This window comes from Pseudomonas saxonica (assembly GCF_007858365.1).
Taxonomy (GTDB): domain Bacteria; phylum Pseudomonadota; class Gammaproteobacteria; order Pseudomonadales; family Pseudomonadaceae; genus Aquipseudomonas; species Aquipseudomonas saxonica.
Map to the genome: position 1 here is coordinate 1 of NZ_VFIO01000005.1, position 18,551 is coordinate 18,551.

Annotated in this window: 21 protein-coding genes and 2 pseudogenes; 15 read left to right on the forward strand and 8 right to left on the reverse strand. The window is 55.5% G+C overall.

Features of this window, described 5'->3' with window-relative positions; all coding sequences use genetic code 11:
- From FJD38_RS13885 to FJD38_RS25150, 7 genes and pseudogenes are all read left to right on the forward strand, one after another.
- Window positions 1–870, forward strand: an 870-nt coding sequence (locus tag FJD38_RS13885; protein WP_146385805.1) for an RHS repeat domain-containing protein, incomplete at its 5' end; no start/stop codon positions are given.
- On the forward strand, window positions 867–1,367 hold the full coding sequence (locus FJD38_RS13890; RefSeq protein ID WP_146385807.1) for a hypothetical protein: 501 nt from the start codon (window positions 867–869) through the stop codon (window positions 1,365–1,367). The genes FJD38_RS13885 and FJD38_RS13890, both read left to right, overlap by 4 nt.
- Window positions 1,368–1,459: 92 nt before the next feature.
- A pseudogene (locus FJD38_RS24760) lies at window positions 1,460–2,131 on the forward strand (RHS repeat-associated core domain-containing protein); the annotation flags it as partial.
- Window positions 2,128–2,448 carry a hypothetical protein gene (locus tag FJD38_RS13900; protein ID WP_146385809.1) on the forward strand — a complete coding sequence of 107 codons (321 nt, stop codon included), beginning with the start codon at window positions 2,128–2,130 and terminating at the stop codon, window positions 2,446–2,448. The pseudogene FJD38_RS24760 and the gene FJD38_RS13900, both read left to right, overlap by 4 nt.
- A 629-nt stretch (window positions 2,449–3,077) precedes the next feature.
- Window positions 3,078–3,536, forward strand: a complete 459-nt coding sequence (locus tag FJD38_RS13905; protein ID WP_146385811.1) for a hypothetical protein — start codon at window positions 3,078–3,080, stop codon at window positions 3,534–3,536.
- 293 nt (window positions 3,537–3,829) lie between these two features.
- The gene (locus FJD38_RS13910; RefSeq protein ID WP_146385813.1) at window positions 3,830–4,216 is read left to right on the forward strand and encodes a hypothetical protein; all 387 of its coding nucleotides are present in this window, start codon (window positions 3,830–3,832) and stop codon (window positions 4,214–4,216) included.
- A 70-nt stretch (window positions 4,217–4,286) separates the two neighbouring features.
- Window positions 4,287–4,406 (forward strand): annotated as a pseudogene (locus FJD38_RS25150) (RHS repeat-associated core domain-containing protein); the annotation flags it as partial.
- 119 nt (window positions 4,407–4,525) lie between these two features.
- Here FJD38_RS25150 and ubiA read toward each other — a convergent pair.
- Window positions 4,526–5,416, reverse strand: coding sequence for a 4-hydroxybenzoate octaprenyltransferase (gene ubiA / locus FJD38_RS13920; RefSeq protein ID WP_146385817.1), 891 nt, complete (start codon window positions 5,414–5,416; stop codon window positions 4,526–4,528).
- Entirely contained in the window at window positions 5,416–5,970 is a 555-nt protein-coding gene (locus FJD38_RS13925; protein ID WP_167654270.1) for a chorismate--pyruvate lyase family protein, read from the reverse strand. The genes ubiA and FJD38_RS13925 overlap by 1 nt, the downstream gene beginning before the upstream one ends.
- 210 nt (window positions 5,971–6,180) lie before the next feature.
- Between FJD38_RS13925 and FJD38_RS13930 the strand changes: the two genes are divergently transcribed.
- From FJD38_RS13930 to FJD38_RS13945, 4 genes are all read left to right on the forward strand, one after another.
- On the forward strand, window positions 6,181–6,348 hold the full coding sequence (locus tag FJD38_RS13930; protein WP_003437744.1) for a rubredoxin: 168 nt from the start codon (window positions 6,181–6,183) through the stop codon (window positions 6,346–6,348).
- A gap of 39 nt (window positions 6,349–6,387) precedes the next feature.
- Entirely contained in the window at window positions 6,388–7,536 is a 1,149-nt protein-coding gene (locus tag FJD38_RS13935; RefSeq protein WP_146385821.1) for an FAD-dependent oxidoreductase, read from the forward strand.
- 190 nt (window positions 7,537–7,726) lie between these two features.
- Window positions 7,727–8,002, forward strand: a complete 276-nt coding sequence (locus tag FJD38_RS13940) for an HU family DNA-binding protein (protein WP_122785536.1) — start codon at window positions 7,727–7,729, stop codon at window positions 8,000–8,002.
- Window positions 8,003–8,205: 203 nt separating this feature from the next.
- On the forward strand, window positions 8,206–8,586 hold the full coding sequence (locus FJD38_RS13945; RefSeq protein ID WP_146385823.1) for a helicase: 381 nt from the start codon (window positions 8,206–8,208) through the stop codon (window positions 8,584–8,586).
- Between the two features lie 53 nt (window positions 8,587–8,639).
- On the opposite strand, the gene FJD38_RS13950 is transcribed toward FJD38_RS13945, so the two are convergent.
- From FJD38_RS13950 to def, 5 genes are all read right to left on the reverse strand, one after another.
- The gene (locus FJD38_RS13950) at window positions 8,640–8,954 is read right to left on the reverse strand and encodes a tetratricopeptide repeat protein (protein WP_146385826.1); all 315 of its coding nucleotides are present in this window, start codon (window positions 8,952–8,954) and stop codon (window positions 8,640–8,642) included.
- Between the two features lie 10 nt (window positions 8,955–8,964).
- On the reverse strand, window positions 8,965–10,341 hold the full coding sequence (gene trkA, locus FJD38_RS13955) for a Trk system potassium transporter TrkA (protein WP_122785533.1): 1,377 nt from the start codon (window positions 10,339–10,341) through the stop codon (window positions 8,965–8,967).
- A gap of 15 nt (window positions 10,342–10,356) precedes the next feature.
- Entirely contained in the window at window positions 10,357–11,667 is a 1,311-nt protein-coding gene (gene rsmB / locus FJD38_RS13960) for a 16S rRNA (cytosine(967)-C(5))-methyltransferase RsmB (protein WP_122785532.1), read from the reverse strand.
- A complete protein-coding gene (gene fmt / locus FJD38_RS13965; RefSeq protein ID WP_146385827.1) occupies window positions 11,664–12,614 on the reverse strand; it encodes a methionyl-tRNA formyltransferase in 951 nt (316 codons plus the stop codon). Before fmt ends, rsmB begins: the two co-directional genes overlap by 4 nt.
- Window positions 12,615–12,842: 228 nt before the next feature.
- Window positions 12,843–13,349, reverse strand: coding sequence for a peptide deformylase (gene def / locus FJD38_RS13970; protein WP_122785530.1), 507 nt, complete (start codon window positions 13,347–13,349; stop codon window positions 12,843–12,845).
- Between the two features lie 397 nt (window positions 13,350–13,746).
- On the opposite strand from def, the gene dprA reads away from it, so the two are divergent.
- Window positions 13,747–14,844 carry a DNA-processing protein DprA gene (gene dprA, locus FJD38_RS13975; RefSeq protein WP_122785529.1) on the forward strand — a complete coding sequence of 366 codons (1,098 nt, stop codon included), beginning with the start codon at window positions 13,747–13,749 and terminating at the stop codon, window positions 14,842–14,844.
- Window positions 14,845–14,880: 36 nt separating this feature from the next.
- Window positions 14,881–15,438: an L-threonylcarbamoyladenylate synthase type 1 TsaC gene (gene tsaC / locus FJD38_RS13980; protein WP_122785528.1), complete on the forward strand. Its 558-nt coding sequence runs from the start codon at window positions 14,881–14,883 to the stop codon at window positions 15,436–15,438.
- 167 nt (window positions 15,439–15,605) lie between these two features.
- Here the strand turns inward: tsaC and FJD38_RS13985 are convergent, their stop codons facing one another.
- A complete protein-coding gene (locus tag FJD38_RS13985; RefSeq protein ID WP_122785527.1) occupies window positions 15,606–16,583 on the reverse strand; it encodes an NADPH:quinone reductase in 978 nt (325 codons plus the stop codon).
- A 172-nt stretch (window positions 16,584–16,755) separates the two neighbouring features.
- On the opposite strand from FJD38_RS13985, the gene hemF reads away from it, so the two are divergent.
- Together hemF and aroE are read left to right on the forward strand one after the other, a co-directional pair.
- Window positions 16,756–17,676 carry an oxygen-dependent coproporphyrinogen oxidase gene (gene hemF / locus FJD38_RS13990; RefSeq protein WP_146385829.1) on the forward strand — a complete coding sequence of 307 codons (921 nt, stop codon included), beginning with the start codon at window positions 16,756–16,758 and terminating at the stop codon, window positions 17,674–17,676.
- The gene (aroE, locus tag FJD38_RS13995; RefSeq protein WP_122785525.1) at window positions 17,676–18,497 is read left to right on the forward strand and encodes a shikimate dehydrogenase; all 822 of its coding nucleotides are present in this window, start codon (window positions 17,676–17,678) and stop codon (window positions 18,495–18,497) included. The genes hemF and aroE overlap by 1 nt, the downstream gene beginning before the upstream one ends.
- The last annotated feature ends 54 nt before the right edge of the window (window positions 18,498–18,551 follow it).

Genomic DNA, 18,551 nt, shown 5'->3' on the forward strand with positions numbered 1-18,551 from the left:
ACCCTGGCCGACGGCAGCGACGTCGCCTACCGCTACGATGCCTTCGGCCGACGCATCGCCAAAGACATGGACGGCAAAACCACCCAATTCATCTGGCAGGGCGACCGGCTGATCGCCGAAAACATCTCCCAAAAAGGTGTTAAGGGCTGGCCGCTTTACCGCAGCTACGTCTACGAACCCGGCACCTTCAAACCGATGGCCCTGCTAAAAGGCCACGGCACAACCAACGAGGTCTACTACTACCAGCTCGACCACCTGGGCACCCCGCAAGAACTCACCGACGAAGCAGGCAAAATCGTCTGGTCAGCACATTACCGGGCGTACGGCAACGTCATCAAATTCGACATCAACGAAATCAGCAACCCGTTGCGTTTTCAGGGCCAGTATTACGACGAAGAAAGCGGACTACACTACAACCGCCATCGCTACTACAATCCCAACACCGGCCGCTACCTGACCCCCGACCCGATCAAACTGGCGGGCGGACTCAACAGCTACCAGTACGTGCCCAACCCAACGGGGTGGGTGGATCCGTTGGGATTGATGAGTGTTGAGGGGGATTGTCCGGGCGGAGAAATAACAGCACCTAGGATTGATGCTAGCAATCTTAAATTGACTAAAACCGTTGAAAATCATTTGAGCGACGTCAATAAGACAGGTGATAGGGTAAGGCCGTATGGCGATTCAAGGATATTAATGCAGGAAATAATGGAATCAAAACCCCCAGTGCCAGATCCGCGCGGAGTTCCCGACATTTTACGATGGGATGTAGATGGAACCATGAACGGCAGTTTTGGAACTTATGAACTTGTGATAAATCCAAAAACTAATACGGTACTGCATCTTTTATTCAAGAGCACAAAAAAATGAAATTCCAATGGCGCAAGAATAACAAGCCTTTAGCTGGAAAATTAATTTATAGAAGTGACGAGTACTCGATTGATTTCATATGCGCATCTTCAGAACAGCTAATTTCAAAATCCGGATCAAATGGCTGCATGCCTCTTACTGCAGGTACTTTGCAAATTGAAGTTGGCATTGAAACCAAAACACTACTTTATCCATGGGGTTTTCTACCTTTAATAAACCTTGATACTGAAGCCATGGAAGTCCCCAACCCCACACTTGGCAGCGTTTACGTCCACACACATGAAATATATCTAATGAAAGGTGTTGCTCTAGAAATCCCAGGATCCAATATTTGGAAAACTATAAAAATCAGAAACAGCGATTATATTTATATAGGACCTGACAATTACAACCACAAAGGAAAAACACATATTGAGTTTTCTACCAATACCATAATAGGACTCGAAAACGGCAACATGGCCTGCATATTTCTAAAGCCAGAAAATCAAGAAAAATAGATATACCTACATTCATCGACACACTCCTAAACCAAAAAATATACGATCTTTAACAAAGAAGCCAGCCTGCAAAAAACACCAAAGTAAACGACAAAATCGTCTGGTCGGCGTATTACCGGACGTACGGCAACGTCGTCAAATTCGACATCAACGAATTCAGCAACCCGCTGCGATTTCAGGGCCAGTATTACGACGAAGAAAGCGGACTACACTACAACCGCCATCGCTACTACAATCCCAACACCGGCCGCTACTTGACCCCCGACCCGATCAAATTGGCGGGTGGACTCAACAGCTACCAGTACGTGCCCAACCCCTCGGGGTGGGTGGATCCGTTGGGGTTGAGTTCTTGTCCGGGGGATTTAGGGCGCGAAATCACCGAGCAAAATGGTGAAACGCCGGAACAAAAACTAAATTATATTGGCGAAGACCCAGAAGCGCCTGCGCATAACGTGATCCATTGGACAGCTCACGGATACAATCATAGCCCGTCAAAAAACATGTCTTGGAAAGCAATTATTGAATCCACTAAAACTGGCCCGGCAAAATACAAGCCAGGAACTGACATAGAAAGCTTAGAAAGAGGGGTTTTTAAGGATGGAAAATCAAGCACCAATGGTAAGCCGTGGAAAGTTAAGGATTTTGAAAGCGATATCGGTGCCAGCGGTGGCAAAACTAGTAGGTGGATACGTATTGAACTGAGTGCCAAAACCATTCACGGGCATCCGATAACTGAGCAAGAATTCAGGAAGCTTACAAAATGATTGCATTAGACTTTTTAGATGGAAAAATCACCTGCGACGAACTTTCAAATATTGACAGCGAAAACTTTAAAAGCGATCTCTTTGTATTAAAAGAAGACATGCTGCAAGTTGAATATGGTAATGAGTTGTTAATAGATGCGGGTTGGTATCCTTCTTTCGATATAAATGGACGATTTCAAGTTCGCGTAATCGAAGGCCACCAATGGGAGTCACCATTAATTTTGCTCGCCGCGAATACGATCACAGAGCTTCTAAGCAAGCTTCGCGCAGCACAAAACATAGTTAAGAGCAGATTTAATATTGAAGAATCAAAATAATTTCACAGTTAAAAATTTTCCCATGCGGGAATACTCCAAGCCAAATTAGACCCCTACTAAAACAGTGGCATGTCAACAAATTAATGAATCACAGCAAAGATCAACGCTACCAAGTACCGCCATTATTGATAGCTAAAAATATGTTTGAATAGCACTAAAAACGCCCATGCTTTCTGAAACATATCTTTGATCCTAGCCGCTCCCCCTCGGCTAAATTCATGGGGTGGCTGGATCCGTAGGAGTTGATGAGTGCTTGGGGGGGATTGTCCGGGTATAAAAGCTCCAGGATAAGTTGCCTATATAGGCGGAAAAACCTGTGTTTATAACTGCATTGTTGATGGCATGGCTCGTTATATTGCAATAGCCTACGATATAGCTAAGCGTGGTCAATCTCACCTCAGACAAAAAGGGATAGTGGTTTCAAAAATCAGAGGGCTGGACAATATATCTCGTGCTGACGCTCGGGCAGTTGAGCAGGCACTGACGACTACCATGGCCTTGGTAAAGATGGCGGCACGTTAATCAATAAGATCAACTCTATATCGTCTGTCAGAAACCCGACTAAGTATGAGCTGGGCTTGATACGCGGCGCCGAGCTGCTGAAAAAAGCTGGATATGAAGGATTTTAAATGGCTAAGAAGGTAAAGCTGGGCGACATTTTGCAAGTATTAACCTCGCAGGGTGTCGCATATGCGCAAGTTACTCATAAACATCCGGAGTTCGGTTTTTTAATTCGCGTTTTCCCCGGATTTCACAATAAGCAACCAAAAGATTTTTCAATGCTAGTTGAGGGTGAGCCACAATTTTCTGCGTTCCTAGTTGTTCAAAGTACGGTAAATCAAGGCCTGCTATCCGTCGTGGAAAATATTTCAGTGCCCGATAGGCTAAAAATATTTCCTACATTTCGCTCCAGGAATGGCGGAGCGGGTGGTTCCCTTTGGCTGTGGGATGGTAAAGAGTCTTTTCGACTCGAAAGAGAACTTAGACCTAATGAATTGGAGTATCCGACAGAAGGAATTATCAGTGCGCCATTGCTTGTTGAGCGTATTGAAAATAATTACAGAACCGAGACTCATGAGGTCTGGTGAGTTGTCAACCCGGCGACGGCCCCTAGTAATTTTATAAGTACTTCTACATCTGCTGATGTAGCCATAGATTTCGGAACTGCCTACCGAACAAAACCAAGGCAATTCTATATTCTTAAATTAATACAGGGCCGTAACGTAAATCATGAGCTTGGTACCAAAGTACCGTTTCCAGAAGAAATGGAAATTGCGATCCCCAATCAAATTCTCAAAGAAGATATATTAGGGGTTACACCAGTCAATGCCGATGGTAGTTACGTTGGTTACTCAATCCCTAATCCTGCAGGAAAGTAAAAGTGGACTTTCGAGAAATCATATTAAAAATAGATAATACATTGGTAAAAGCTGATCTCTCGTATACAACAGATCCACCCTGCATTCATTTGAAAATAAAAAACTCAGATTTCATCTCGACTGGAGACGATCTATACACCTGCTTGGCAAAGCTGCGTGAACAGATGCCGGAGATTGACTTCCTTTGTAAAGGATCGAAAATAAATGTTCATCCATCCAGAAGCACAAGACAAATGACTGCCGGGCTCATGGCGTATGAATTAAAAATGGGCGAACAAGCCAGACGTTCAGATTTGGTAAATATTTTTGATTTCGACGACGACAACCTCACAAACAATCCGAGTAAACAAAATATTTTTTTTAAAGAATGGATTGCATCTTTGAGGTAAAAGCACACTCATCACAATAAATTCCAAGACCCAATTTTTCTTTCTAACAATGTGGAAGCCTATAAACTTCACCGGTCACTACCTGACCCCCGACCCGATCAAACTGGCGGGCGAACTCAACAACTACCAGTACCTGCCCAATCCCACGGAGTGGGTGGAGCCTTTGGGGTTGAATCCGACACGCCCGGGCGGCACCTTACTGGAGGGTGGGTTTTGCACTCATTTTTCGCGGCCGCCTAGTGAACAACGTGAGTGCAGCAACTTCGTGTGGTTGATACCACAGAGCCGCTGCCCCACGGCGCGCGCGGGTTACCCCAGCGCGTAATTGAGTACGATGCCGATAAAGATCGCCAATCCCGCCCAATGATTGTGCAAGAAGGCTTTAAAGCACCGTTGGGGATCGCGGTCTCGCGTGTACCAGAATTCCCACACAAAGCAGGCCGCTGCGGCCAATAAGCCCAGATGACACCAGCCGCCCAACTTAAAGTGCGAGCCCGCCAACAACAAGCAAACCAATGCCAAACATTGCAGTGTGAGGATGATGACGCGGTCTGCATCGCCAAACAGGATGGCGGTGGATTTAACCCCGACTTTCAGGTCGTCTTCGCGGTCGGTCATGGCGTAGTACGTGTCATACCCCACCGTCCACAGCAAGTTGGCGATGTAGAGCAGCCACGCTGCCGCCGGCACGCTTCCGGTTTCGGCGGTAAACGCCATCGGCATGCCCCACGAAAATGCCGCGCCTAGTACCACTTGTGGGTAGTAGGTGTAGCGCTTCATGAACGGGTAAGTGGCGGCCAATGCCAGCCCGCCAAATGAGAGCAAGATGGTCGGGGTATTGGTGCACAGCACCAGCAGGAAGCTGGCACCCATGAGCAGGGCAAAAAACACCAGCGCTTCTTTGCTGCTGATTTTTCCACTGACCAAAGGTCGTTGTTCGGTGCGTTTGACGTGACCGTCCACCTTGCGATCAGCAAAGTCGTTGATCACACAGCCACCGGCTCGGGTCAGGATCACACCCAGCACAAAGATCAGCAGGTTGCTCAGCGACGGTACGCCCTTGGCGGCCACCCACAGCGCCCACAGCGTTGGCCACAGCAGCAGGTAGATACCGATGGGTTTATCCATGCGGGTCAGTTGAATAAAGTCCCAGGCCCGAGGGTTCAGGCGGTTGAGCGATTTGAGCAGGCGTACGTACATCAGCTGTTCTCCGGCCGGGCACTCAGGGTGGCCCACAAGGGGGGTAAGAAGATTTCGGCCACCAGTACGCTTAATGTGCCGCGTACAAAGCGTGAGCGGCGTGCCCACAGGTGGTCGGCCCGATCAGCCACCGGCAGCCAGTCGCGTGGGTAGTGGCATACCTGCAACGGGCCGCGTTCAAAGGCGTGGTCGCAAAAAAGCAGCTCCCCCAGTGACCGGGTTCCCAGGTCTTCCAGATTTAGCCCGCCTTGCTTCAGGGCGCTGTGTGCCGCGACGCTGCGGGCAAACACCCACGGTTGCTGGTGCCCGCGCAAATACACTTCGCGCACCCAGCCCCGGCTGCCCTCAGGCAGGTCGAGCGCAGTGCACTCGTCCTGGCGCAGCGTCTGCCAGCCCTCAAGCAGCGGCAGCACGCTAAAGGCGCCGTCTGAAAGCGCGGTAAGCCGGCGAGTCAATGAGCCCTGGTCGAACAACCAATCGAGTGTTTGTTCATCAGGGGTGGTGTGTAGGTGGCTTTGTTCAAGCCAGACAGGGGAGATCAGTGGAGACGTCATGTGCGACACGGTAGGTCATAATTGGCAGCCATTGAGGCCCGCGAGCTTAGCACGCTGCCTATTGAATGAGCGCTTGAGCGGTTAGTGGCAGCAATCGTGCTTGCATATCACAGTGGTCATCAGTACAAAACGCCCTGAAAATGACGAGCAACGCAGCAGGTTTCGACAAGTCTGTGGCCTCGTGCGGCCTGAACCCTAGGAAATAACTTCATGAAAAAGTGGCAATGCATCGTATGTGGACTGATTTACAACGAAGCCGACGGCTGGCCGGATGACGGCATTGCGCCCGGTACGTTGTGGCAGGACGTTCCTGAAGACTGGCTGTGCCCGGACTGTGGTGTCGGCAAAATGGATTTCGAGATGATCGAAATCAACTGATTGATCCCTTAACAACCTGATTCAACCCTGGAGTATGGAATGAACGCACCTGTCGTGATCGTGGGTACTGGGCTGGCTGGCTATAACCTGGCCCGGGAGTTTCGCAAGCTGGACAGCGAGACCCCGTTATTGCTGATCACGGCAGATGATGGGCGCTCCTATTCCAAGCCCATGCTGTCCACCGGCTTTGGCAAAAATAAAGAGGCTGACGGTCTGAGCATGGCGACGCCGGAGGCCATGGCCGCGCAGCTTAACGCCCAAGTGCGCATCCACACCCGTATCAGCGGTATTGATGCGGGCCACAAACAACTGTGGATTGGCGAAGAGGCGGTGCCTTACCGCGATCTGGTTCTGGCGTGGGGTGCGCAAACCGTACAGGTGCCGGTAGAAGGCGATGCGCAGGACGCCATCTTCCCGATCAACGACCTGGAAGACTATGCGCGTTTTCGCACTGCTGCAGCGGGCAAGCGCCGTGTGCTGATCCTGGGCGCTGGACTGATTGGCTGTGAATTTGCCAATGACCTGATTGCCGGTGGCTTCGAAGTCGATATGGTGGCCCCGTGTGAGCAAGTCATGCCAACCCTGTTGCATCCTGCTGCTGCGGCGGCCGTGCAAGCAGGTCTGGAAAGCCTTGGGGCGCGTTTGCATCTGGGTCCGGTATTGACCCGCCTGCAACGCACCGCCGATGGGCTGCAAGCACATTTGTCAGACGCCAGCGTGATTGCCTGTGATGTGGTGGTCTCTGCGATTGGTTTGCGTCCGCGCATTGATATGGCTGCGGCGGCCGGCCTACAGGTCAATCGCGGCATCGAGGTTGATCGTCATCTCAAAACCTCTCATGCCAATATTTACGCGCTGGGTGATTGCGCCGAAGTGGAAGGCTTGAGCCTGCTCTACGTCATGCCCCTGATGAACTGTGCACGGGCGTTGGCGCAAACCCTGGCAGGCAACCCGACAGCGGTGAGCTACGGCGCAATGCCCATTACGGTCAAAACCCCGGTTTGCCCTCTGGTGGTGTCGCCTGTGCCTCGCGGCTACGAAGGGGTGTGGACTGTGGAAGGCCAGGGTGCTGACATTAAAGCCTTGTGCCGCGACGCGGAGGGCAACTTGCTCGGTTATGCGCTGACGGGTGAGGCGGTTCGCGAAAAACTGGCACTCAATAAAGAGCTACCTGCGCTTTTGGCGTAAATACCGCTGTTTATGTCGCTTATGACATTGCCTTGTCTCAACAAAGCCTCGCCAGAGGCTGGCGCAGGATTTGGCCGCGTGCCATTCTCACACCGGTCTGCCGCAGAGTAGAGCCTGCGGCGCCCTGAGCGCGGCTCCATTAGAGAGCAGCACGGACATAACAACAAAAAACCGTCAAAGAGGCTTCATCATGCGTAAACCAGATCTCGCCGCCGCTATCGCTGACAAGGCTGACCTCACTAAAGAGCAAGCCAGCCGCGTACTCAATGCAGTACTCGAAGAAATCACCAATGCCCTGCACCGCAAAGACAGCGTCACGCTGGTCGGCTTCGGTACGTTTATTCAACGTCATCGCGGTGCTCGCACCGGTAAAAACCCGCAAACCGGCGAGCCGGTAAAAATCAAGGCCAGCAACACCGTGGCTTTCAAGCCGGGCAAGTTTCTTAAAGACAGTGTTAACCCATAAGTCTGGCAATTGCCGCGATTGAAGGTGGCTTAAGGAATGGGCGAGCTGGTATGACAGCGCCCATTTTTGACAATGATTGAGCCGATTATGCGGCTATAAGTGGCAAAATCTGCTTATTCTGCGTCTAACACTGCAGAAAAGTGGTGTTCTTTGTTCAAATCGCTACACTGCGCCGGCTAGTTATTACTTCCCGAGGCGCGCACATGAAATTTCGTTTTTTGCTCTGGATGCTGGGCTTGCTGATGGGCAGAGCCAGCCGTAAAAACCCTGCTTTCCAACAGCAACTGGTTGATAAAGACCTGGTTTTCCAGCTGCAAACCCTCGATGGCAAAGTGGCCCGTCACTTCAAAGTCAAAAACCTTCGCATCACCAGCCATTCGGGTATGTACCCGGAGCCTGCTTTCGCCATTGCCTTCAAAGACGCTGATTATGGCTTTGCCACGATGCAAGCCAAGAACAAGCAATTGGCTTTCATGACCGGCATTCAAGACAAGTCGATTCAGATTAAAGGCAACCCGGCGTTGGTCATCTGGTTTCAGGGCTTGACCAAGTACCTTAAGCCGCGCAAAAAGCCCAAGGCGTGATATCGGATGGTGGAGGGTGGTCAGGCTTTGGCGCCCACTCTCACCCTGCACATTCAGGTTTTTGGCTTATCGAGCTTCTTCAAGAACACGGCCATTTCTTTTTCTGCCTGCTTATCGCCGTGGGCCTGCGCTGCCGCTATTCCCTGCAGCCACACCGTGCGTGCGGCGTCCCTGTTTCCCGCCGCCAATTGCGCCTTGCCCAATAACTTCCACGCTGCGGAATATTTGGGGTCAAACGTGACGCAAGCCTGCAAATGCTCAACGGCTTTGAGGTTATCCCCAAGGTCGAGATAGCCCTTGCCCAGGCCAAAGCGCAGTAACGCGTTATCCACACCCTTGGCCAGCATCTTTTCCAGTGATTCCAGCACGCCAAACTCCTTAGAAGAAACTCAACCCAACGTGGAACAGCTTTTCGACGTCGCGAATATGCTTTTTATCCACAAGGAACAAGATCACATGGTCGCCTGCATTGACCACGGTAGCGTCGTGGGCAATCAGCACTTCTTCGTCGCGAATGATCGCGCCAATGATCGTGCCCGGGGGCAAGTGAATCTCGCCAATGCGACGGCCAATCACCTTGCTCGATTTCGAGTCGCCGTGGGCAATGGCTTCGATGGCCTCGGCTGCGCCTCGACGCAAGGAGTGAACGCTGACAATATCACCACGGCGTACGTGGGCCAGCAGTGTGCCGATAGTGGCCAGCTGCGGGCTGATGGCGATATCGATCTCGCCGCCCTGTATCAAGTCCACGTAGGCGGGATTGTTGATGATGGTCATCACCTTTTTCGCGCCCAGACGCTTGGCTAGCAGCGACGACATAATGTTGGCTTCGTCATCGTTGGTCAGGGCCAGAAACAGGTCGGCATCGGCAATGTTTTCTTCGAGCATCAAATCGCGGTCCGAGGCGCTGCCTTGCAACACCACGGTGCTGTCGAGCGTGTCGGACAAGTAGCGACAACGCGCAGGGTTCATCTCGATGATCTTGACCTGATAGCGGCTTTCAATGGCTTCGGCCAGCCGTTCGCCAATCTGCCCGCCGCCCGCAATCACGATCCGCTTGTAGCTTTCATCCAGGCGGCGCATTTCACTCATCACCGCGCGGATATTGGCTTTGGCAGCGATGAAAAACACTTCGTCATCCGCCTCGATCACGGTATCGCCACGGGGTGTAATCGGACGATCACGGCGGAAAATGGCGGCAACCCGCGTGTCGACATTGGGCATGTGTTCGCGCAACTGGCGTAGCTGCTGACCAATCAGCGGCCCGCCGTAGTAGGCCTTGACCGCCACCAATTGGGCTTTGCCGTCGGCAAAGTCGATCACCTGCAAGGCGCCGGGGTGCTCAATCAGGCGTTTGATGTAGTTGGTCACCACTTGTTCGGGGCTGATCAACACGTCCACTGGAATGGCGTCGTTGTCGAACAGCTCTTCACCGCGGGTCAAGTAGGCCGACTCACGTACGCGCGCGATTTTGGTGGGGGTGTGAAACAACGAGTACGCCACTTGGCACGCGACCATGTTGGTCTCGTCGCTGTTGGTCACCGCCACCAGCATGTCAGCGTCATCGGCACCCGCCTGACGCAGCACATTGGGCAGCGAAGCGCGGCCTTGCACCGTACGAATATCGAGCCGGTCGCCGAGGTCGCGCAGGCGTTCGCCATCGGTATCGACCACGGTGATGTCGTTTGCTTCGCTGGCCAAATGTTCGGCCAGTGTGCCGCCGACCTGACCTGCGCCGAGAATGATGATTTTCATGCCGTCAGTCCCTGTTTAGCCGCGAACGGCAGCGATCTTGATCAACTTGGCGTAATAAAACCCGTCGTGTCCGCCTTCTTGAGCCAGCAATTGACGGCCATGCGGCTGCTTGATGCCGAACGAACCGGCAATATCCAGCTCCCGCGCACCGGGGGTTCGGGCCAGAAAGGCTTCGATCACTTCGGTGTTTTCGGTCGGCAACGTCGAACAGGTGGCATACAGCAAGATGCCACCGACCTCCAGCGTAGGCCACATTGCGTCAAGCAACTCGCCTTGCAAGGCGGCGAGGGCGGCAATGTCGTCGGGCTGGCGCGTCAGCTTGATGTCGGGGTGGCGACGGATCACGCCGGTTGCCGAGCAAGGGGCGTCCAGCAAAATGCGCTGGAACGGTTTGCCGTCCCACCATGTGGCGGTGTCGCGGCCATCAGCGGCAATCAACTCGGCACTCAGGCCCAGACGCTCAAGGTTTTCGCGAACCCGCACCAGACGCTTGGCTTCCAGATCCACTGCGACCACGCCGGCCAATTGCGGCTCGACTTCGAGAATGTGGCAGGTCTTGCCTCCGGGTGCACAGCAGGCGTCAAGCACGCGCTGGCCGGGAGCCAGATCCAGCAGGTCAGCCGCCAATTGCGCGGCCTCGTCCTGGACGCTGATCCAGCCTTCGGCAAAGCCCGGCAAGGTGCGCACATCGCACGCTTCGGCCAGCACGATGCCGTCCTGGCTGAAGGTGCAAGGCTGGGCTTCGATACCCGCCTCGATCAGCAGTTGCAGATAGGCATCACGGCTGTGATGACGACGATTGACCCGCAAAATCATCGGTGGATGCGCGTTATTGGCCGCGCAAATGGCTTCCCACTGCTGTGGCCAGAAGGCTTTCAGCGATTTTTGCAGCCAGCGCGGATGCGCGGTACGCACCACTGGGTCATGTTCCAGTTCGGCGAGCAAGGCTTCGCTCTCGCGCTGCGCATTGCGCAAGACGGCATTGAGCAGGCCTTTGGCCCACGGTTTTTTCAGTTTGTCTGCGCAGCCGACGGTTTCGCCGATGGCTGCGTGGGCCGGAATGCGCGTGTAGAGCAGTTGGTACAAGCCCACTAGCAACAGCGCTTCTACGTCTGCATCGGCGGCTTTGAACGGCTTTTGCAGCAGTTTGTTGGCCAGCGCCGACAGACGTGGCTGCCAGCGGGCTGTACCGAAGGCCAGATCCTGAGTCAGGCCGCGATCACGCACCTCGACCTTATCCAGTTGTAACGGCAGCGAACTGTTGAGCGATGCCTTGCCATTCAGGACGGCGGTCAGGGCTTTGGCAGCAGCCAGACGCGGGTTCATTGGGCGGCACCCAGTACTGTACCGACGGCGAATTTCTCACGACGGCTGTTGAAAAAATCGCTGAACGCCAGCGCCTTGCCTCCGGGCAATTGCAGGCGTGTCAGGCACAGCGCGCCTTCGCCACATCCCACAATCAGGCCGTCCTTGCTGGCGGCGAGAATCTGCCCCGGTTCGCCTTGAGCGTCAGCCAGAGTGGCGGCCAACACTTTCAGGGCTTCACCGTTGAGTGTGCTGTGGCAGATGGGCCAAGGATTGAAGGCGCGAATCACTCGCTCCAGCTCCACTGCCGGGCGGGCCCAGTCAATTCGAGCTTCGTCTTTGTTGAGTTTATGGGCGTAGGTCGCCAGGCTGTCGTCCTGCGCTTCACCTTGCAACGTACCGGCTGCCAGACCGGCAATCGCTTCGATCACTGCTGGCGGCCCGAGCTTGGCCAAACGGTCGTGCAAGCTGCCGCCCGTATCGTCGGCGCTGATCGGGGTCACGGACTTGAGCAGCATGGGGCCGGTGTCCAGACCCGCCTCCATGCGCATGACGGTCACACCGCTCTCGCTGTCGCCTGCCTCGATGGCGCGCTGGATCGGCGCCGCACCGCGCCAGCGTGGCAGCAACGAAGCATGGCTGTTGATGCAGCCCAGGCGCGGAATATCGAGCACAACTTGGGGCAGGATCAGGCCGTACGCCACCACCACCAGCAAATCGGGCTTCAAGGCCGCGAGTTCGGCTTGGGCTTCGGGGGCACGCAGCGTGGGCGGTTGCAAGACAGGGATGTGATGCTCAAGGGCCAACTGCTTGACCGGGCTTGGCATCAGCTTTTGCCCGCGCCCTGCCGGACGATCCGGTTGGGTGTAGACCGCGACAATCTCGTAAGGGCTGTCTAGCAGGGCCTTGAGGTGTTCAGCGGCGAATTCTGGGGTGCCAGCAAAGACGATGCGCAATGGCTCAGTCATGAATTACTCACTTGGAATGGGGGGGAGCGCTGGAGTAATCCTTCGAAATACCTGTAGCCGATGACGAGGTACGAAGGCTGCGAACGGCTGCATAGCAGTTGCAAAACCCGGCGATAGAGTACATCAGGCATATCCGTAGAGCGTGGATGAAGGCCGCTTCGCGCCCGATCGCAGCCTTCGTGCCTCGACAGCGGCTACAGGAGCCGCGTCAATAGTTGGGTGTTGGGATCAAGCGTTCTGGCGGTGCAGTTTTTCCAGCTTCTTCTTGATCCGGTCACGCTTGAGGTTAGACAGGTAATCCACAAACAGCTTGCCGTTGAGGTGGTCGCATTCGTGCTGAATGCACACGGCCAACAGGCCTTCGGCAATCATTTCAAAGGGCTTGCCGTCACGGTCCAGCGCGTTGATTTTGACGCGTTGCGGTCGATCGACGTTTTCATAGAAACCCGGAACAGACAGGCAGCCTTCCTGATACTGATCCGTCTCGTCGGTCAGGGCCTCGAACTCAGGGTTGATAAACACCAGAGGTTCGCTGCGGTCTTCGCTCAGGTCCATGACCACGATGCGTTTATGCACGTTGACTTGCGTGGCGGCCAGGCCAATACCCGGCGCCTCGTACATGGTTTCAAACATGTCATCGATCAACTGGCGCACTTCGTCGTCCACAACCGCCACGGGCTTGGCGATGGTGCGCAGTCGCGAGTCTGGGAATTCGAGGATGTTTAAAATAGCCATAAGTTTGATTGATGCACTGTGTGAAAGATTCAAAAACGGTTGTCAGGTGGTCCTGAGGACTTCGGGCAACCTGTGCAAAACGTCCCCTTCAGAAGACAGCCCGCTCGGGCTCTAGCGTTTCACGCGAACGCACATAATAAAGGGATTCCCCGGCGGATGAAACGACTAGCTGCCGGACTGCATCGGGCATGAGCTCAGCGCGGTCTGTCGCAGTTTGAAACCAACGCGCGATGGTTGCCTGAAACCCTCAACTAAAGTTGGGTTTCCATGCGCGATTTCAAATGCAAGCCGGGTGCTCAAGCTGGGGTTTTTCATTGCTTGGCAAACAACTTGTTCACAGACTTATCCACAGCTTGTTCCGGTCTTGATAGCGCTCTGAACGATCAAGGATGATCACATGCCGTTGCCCGATATTTCCCCTTGCGAGCTTGAGGCCCGTTTGCGTTTGCACCTGTTACCCGACATGGGGCCAAAGCGTTATTACACGCTGTTCAGTGCCTTTGGTTGCGCCAGTTCGGCGCTGGGCGCGCCTGCCAGCGCGTGGTCGGCGCTGGGTCTGCCCGCCACGTGTGCTCAGGCCCGGCGCAGCCCGCAGATTCGCGACGGTGCCAGCGCTGCACTGCGCTGGCTTGAGCGCTCAAGCCAGCATCTCTTGTTACATGATCAGGCGAACTACCCAGCGTTATTGAGCGAGTTGTGCGATGCCCCGCCCCTGTTATTCGTGGCCGGCGATCCTTCAATACTGGAGAAACCCCAGCTGGCAATCGTCGGCAGCCGCCGCGCCTCCCGGCCCGGGTTGGATACCGCCGGTGCATTTTCACGCAGCCTGGCCAGCGCCGGATTTGTCATCACCAGTGGGTTGGCATTGGGCGTCGACGGTGCGGCCCACCGGGCAGCCCTTGATGTCGGCGGCCTCACCGTGGGGGTGCTCGGCACAGGGCTCGAAAAACTTTATCCACAGCGCCATCGCGCCTTGGCTGACGCGATGATTAACGGCGCCAGCGCAGTGGTTTCCGAGTTCCCGTTAGAGACTGGGCCGCTGCCCGGCAACTTTCCTCGACGCAATCGAATCATCAGTGGCCTGTCGCTCGGCGTACTGGTGGTCGAAGCCAGCGTGGCGAGTGGTTCGCTGATCACGGCCCGGCTGGCCGCCGAACAAGGGCGTGAGGTCTACGCCATTCCCGGCTCCATCCATCATCCGGGAGCACGCGGGTGCCACCAGTTGATTCGCGACGGCGCAACGCTGGTTGAAACCGTCGAGCATATTCTCGAAGGCCTGCGTGGCTGGCGCTCTTTACCGTTAGCCACAGCGGACCTGTTCACCCCCAGCTATCATCCGCTCGTGCAATTGTTGCAAGCGGCGCCTTACACCAGTGAAGGTCTGGTCAGCGCCAGTGGTTGGGAGCTGCCCCGGTTATTGGCCGCCTTGACCGAACTTGAGTTGGAGGGGCGCGTGGTGCTGGAGGGCGGGCGTTGGTTTGCTTGCGCCAGCTAAGTACACTGCGCACAGCACCTATTTTGGAGACATTTGATGATCAGCACCTGGCGCGTCCAGCAAGCAGCAAGAGCAATTCGTGCGGGCGCGGTGATTGCCTACCCGACCGAGGCTGTGTGGGGACTGGGTTGCGACCCGTGGGATGAAGAGGCGGTGGAGCGTTTGCTGGCGATCAAATCACGACCTGTGGATAAAGGCCTGATTCTGATAGCCGACAACATTCGCCAGTTCGACTTTCTGTTCGAAGACTTTCCTCAAGAGTGGCTCGACCGCATGGCCAGCACTTGGCCCGGGCCCAATACTTGGCTGGTGCCGCATCAAGGATTACTGCCAGAGTGGATCACTGGCGTGCATGACACGGTGGCTTTGCGTGTGAGTGACCACCCGTTGGTGCGTGAGTTGTGTTCGCTGGTGGGACCGATTGTATCGACCTCCGCGAACCCGGCCGGTTTGCCGGCGGCACGGACGCGGCTCAAGGTTGAGCAGTATTTTCGTGGGCAGATCGACCACGTATTGGGCGGCAATCTGGGGGGACGTAAAAACCCGAGTCTGATTCGTGATCTGGCAACGGGCAAGGTTGTACGCCCGGCGTAAAGGTGATCGTAACCCCGTAACCCCCGTAGCAGCTGCCGCAGGCTGCGTCCGGCGGCGAAGCCGTCGTGAAATCAGAAGTCGCGGTCTTTCAGGACGACCGTGGTTTCAGGGTTTACGACGGCTACGCCGCCGATCGCAGCCTTCGGCAGCTGCTACGAAGAGCTGAATCAAGGCAACAAGATGGTCGAACCGGTGGTCCGTCGTGCCGACAGCTCGGTCTGGGCCTGGGCCGCATCCTTGAGTGCAAAGCGCTGATTGATATCGACCGTCACTTTGCCGCTGCGAATCATCTCAAACAGTTCGTCCGCCATGGCTTGCAGGTTCTCGGCGTTATTGGCGTAGCTGGCCAATGTTGGCCGGGTCACGTACAGCGATCCCTTCTGCGACAAAATACCCAGGTTCACCCCGCTCACGGCCCCGGATGCATTGCCGAAACTGACGACCAAACCACGCGGTGCGGTGCAGTCCAGGGAGGTCAGCCACGTGTCTTTGCCGACCCCGTCATAGACCACGGGGCATTTTTTACCGTCGGTCAATTCCAGCACCCGCTTGGCCACGTCTTCATGGCTGTAGTCGATGGTTTCCCATGCCCCCAGCTTTTTCGCCAACGCCGCCTTCTCAGGCGAGCTGACTGTGCCAATCAACTTCACGCCCAGCGCTTTGGCCCATTGGCAGGCAATTGAACCGACACCGCCCGCAGCCGCATGGAACAAGATGGTTTCGCCACCCTTGAGTTCATAGGTCTGACGCAACAAGTACTGCACCGTCAGCCCTTTGAGCATCACCGCGGCGGCTTGCTCAAACGAAATATCGTCGGGAAGCTTCACCACATTCGCGGCTGGCAATACGTGCAACTCGCTGTACGCACCCAGCGGCCCGGTGCCGTAAGCCACACGGTCGCCGACTTTGACGTTGTGCACATCACTGCCCACCGCATCGACGATGCCTGCGGCTTCATTGCCCAGCCCGGACGGCAGCTCTGGCAGTGGGTACAAACCGCCACGGAAATAGGTGTCGATAAAATTCAGACCGATGGCCTTGTTGCTCACGCGGACTTGCTGCGGACCCGGCTCTGCGGGTGTGAAGTCGACATACTCAAGTACTTCGGGCCCGCCGTGGGTCCGAAACTGGATACGCTTAGCCATCTGCACTGTCCTCGTTGATTTGACGAAGCCCCTATCCAACGCTCTGGCGTGATCTTCGTCAACTGCGGCGAAGCTTTATGCGGTGATATGCTAGGGTCTGTTCCCGTTTCTTCGCCGCCGGCCCCGCTCTGAGCGGCGTGCCGCGTCGCTTTGCCCGATTTAAGGTGATGTCATGACTACTCGCACCGAGGCCGTTAAAGCCTACCTGCTCGACCTTCAGGACCGCATTTGCAACGCGATGCAGACTGAAGACGGCGGCGCCCATTTCATAGAAGACGCCTGGGAACGCCCGGCAGGCGGCGGTGGCCGTACCCGCGTGATCGCAGACGGCAACGTGATTGAAAAAGGCGGCGTGAATTTTTCCCACGTGTTTGGCAGCGGCTTGCCGCCCTCTGCCAGCGCCCACCGCCCTGAGCTGGCAGGCCGCGGGTTTGAGGCTTTGGGCGTGTCACTGGTGATTCACCCGCACAATCCGCACGTGCCGACCTCTCACGCCAACGTGCGTTTTTTCATCGCAGAAAAAGAGGGCGAAGAACCGGTCTGGTGGTTTGGCGGCGGCTTTGACCTGACGCCTTACTACGCCGTCGAAGAAGACTGTGTGCACTGGCACCGCGTGGCCGAGCAAGCCTGTGCGCCGTTTGGCGCTGACGTGTACCCGCGCTACAAGGCTTGGTGCGACAGCTACTTCCACATCAAACACCGCAACGAGCCGCGCGGTATTGGCGGCTTGTTCTTTGATGACCTGAACGAATGGGATTTCGACACCTGCTTCGCTTTTATTCGCGCCATTGGTAACGCATACATCGATGCCTACTTGCCGATTGTTCAGCGCCGCAAAGCCACCGAATTTACCGCGCAGCAGCGTGAGTTTCAGGAATACCGCCGTGGCCGCTACGTCGAATTCAACCTGGTGTACGACCGTGGCACCCTGTTTGGTCTGCAATCGGGCGGCCGTACCGAATCGATCCTGATGTCATTGCCGCCGCAAGTGCGTTGGGGTTATGACTGGAAAGCGTTGCCGGGCAGCGAAGAGGCGCGTCTGACCGATTACTTTCTGCAAGACCGCGACTGGTTGGCTGAGGAGCGAGCGTGATGGACCGTTACGTCGTTTTCGGCAACCCGATTGCCCACAGCAAATCTCCCGTGCTCCACCGTTTGTTTGCCGAACAAACGGCACAAGCCATGCAGTACGACACCCAGCTGGCGCCTCTGGACGATTTTGCCGGTTGCGCCAAGGTTTTTTTTGAAACAGGGCGCGGCGCCAACGTCACCGTGCCTTTCAAAGAAGACGCTTACCGTATGGCGGATGAGCTGACCGCACGGGCACTGCGGGCAGGGGCGGTCAATACGTTGAGCAAGTTGGCAGACGGCCGCTTGCTGGGCGATAACACCGACGGTGCTGGCCTGGTGCGTGATTTAACCGTGAACGCCGGTTTCAGCCTCAAGGGCAAACGTATTCTGATTCTGGGGGCGGGTGGTGCTGTGCGCGGGGCGTTGGAGCCGATTCTGGCCGAAAGCCCTGCGGCGGTCACCATTGCCAACCGTACCGTAGAAAAAGCCGAATTGCTGGCCGAACTGTTCAGTGATCTGGGCTCGGTGGCTGCCAGTGGTTTTGACTGGCTGCATGAGCCTGTTGACCTGATCATCAATGCCACCTCCGCCAGCCTGGCCGGTGAAGTGCCACCGATTGCCAGCAGCTTGATCGAGCCGGGTAAAACCCTGTGCTACGACATGATGTATGGCAGCGCACCTACGCCGTTTTGTGTTTGGGCTGGCGAGCAGGGCGCGGGCAAGGTCATGGATGGTTTGGGGATGCTGGCTGAACAAGCCGCCGAAGCGTTCACCCTATGGCGCGGTGTGCGCCCTGATACGGCGCCTGCGCTGGCTGAATTGCGTCGGTTGCTGGCGCTTTAGAGGCCAACCCTCTCCCAGAGGGAGAGGGGGCTATTTGGTGTGATTTTATGACCG